At 71.6% G+C, this 1,250-nt stretch carries 2 protein-coding genes; both read left to right on the top strand.

Annotated features, from left to right (window positions below; all coding sequences use genetic code 11):
• Positions 1 to 21 precede the first annotated feature (21 nt).
• The gene (locus tag AB0T83_RS20220) at positions 22 to 504 is read left to right on the top strand and encodes a GlcG/HbpS family heme-binding protein (protein WP_366194995.1); all 483 of its coding nucleotides are present in this window, start codon (positions 22 to 24) and stop codon (positions 502 to 504) included.
• A gap of 65 nt (positions 505 to 569) precedes the next feature.
• Entirely contained in the window at positions 570 to 1,244 is a 675-nt protein-coding gene (locus AB0T83_RS20225; protein ID WP_366194996.1) for an ankyrin repeat domain-containing protein, read from the top strand.
• Positions 1,245 to 1,250: the final 6 nt, after the last annotated feature.

A 1,250-nucleotide genomic window follows, 5' to 3' on the forward strand; every position in this document is an offset into this window, starting at 1 on the left:
CATTCACACAGGAGATCCGACATGTTCCGACCGACCATCCTTCTGGCCGCCGTCGCAGCCCCCCTTGCCGTCGCCGCGCAAGAGCTTCCCACCGCCCCCTACCTGCCGCTGGCGATGGCGACCGAGGCCGCTGGTGCCGCGCTGGCCGCCTGTGCCGAGCTGAACCACAACGTCAGCGTCGCGATCGTGGCGCGCGACGGCGCCACCAAGGTCCTGCTGAAGGCCGACAAGTCCGGGCCGCACACGGCGTCCAGCGCCACCGGAAAGGCCTTCACCTCGGCCGGCCTTGGCCGCGACACCGCCAGCCTGGCCGACTTCATCGCCGGCAGCCCGCAGAACAACGGGTTGCGGGACATGGATGCGCGGCTGGTGATCCAGGCCGGCGGCCTGCCGATCCGCATCGGCGGCGCGCTTGTCGGGGGCATCGGGGTCGGCGGTGCGCCGTCGGGCGCCATCGACGCCGATTGCGCCCGCGTGGGCCTCGATACCATCGGGGCGGAATGAGACAACCGGGCCGCGCCCAGGCGCGCGGCCCGGCCAATCAGGCACTGCCGCTGAAGGGAATTCACATGACCCGCCTCATTCTCGCCGCCCTCTGGATCGCCCTCGGCGCGGCCGCGTCGGCCCAGACCGCCCCCTCCGCCCGAGAGATCGCCGCCTACGACGGGCTGTTTCTGGCCGCGCATGTGGGCGATTTGGATGCGATCCAGCGGCATGTCACGGCCGGGGCCGACGTTAATGCGCGGGATCCCAAGGGGCGCACGCCCCTCCATGTGGCCGCCTTCGCCTCGTCCGACGCGGCCCTGCGCGCGCTGGCCGAAGCCGGGGCGGATATGAACGCGCTGGACGGGCGCGCCTATGACGTGGTCACCATCGCCGCCGTGGCCGATGACCCCGACCTGATGTCGCTGGCCATCGCGCTCGGCAACGATCCGGGGCTGATGACCAGCCCCTATGACGGCACCGCGCTGATCGCGGCGGCGCATCTGGGCCATGTCGAGGTCGTCCGGCGCCTGATCGCCGCCGGCGCGCCGCTCGATCACGTCAACAACCTGCACTGGACCGCGGTGATGGAGGCGGTGGTCCTGGGCGACGGCGGTCCGAACCACCAGGCCGTTCTGGATGCCCTGCTGACCGCCGGGGCCGACCGAAGCCTGGCCGACCGCGACGGCGTCACCCCGCTGCAACACGCCAAGGCGCGCGGCTTTGGCGAAATGGTGGACCGGCTGGAGCAGGACAACTGATCCGCA

It is taken from the genome of Meridianimarinicoccus marinus, assembly GCF_040689105.1.
Classification (GTDB): Bacteria; Pseudomonadota; Alphaproteobacteria; order Rhodobacterales; family Rhodobacteraceae; genus Meridianimarinicoccus; species Meridianimarinicoccus marinus.

Bases quoted from the DNA above. Each gene is read 5' to 3' on its own strand.
- AB0T83_RS20220 (WP_366194995.1), top strand. From the start codon at position 22: ATGTTCCGACCGACCATCCTTCTGGCCGCCGTCGCAGCCCCCCTTGCC.
- AB0T83_RS20225 (WP_366194996.1), top strand. From the start codon at position 570: ATGACCCGCCTCATTCTCGCCGCCCTCTGGATCGCCCTCGGCGCGGCC.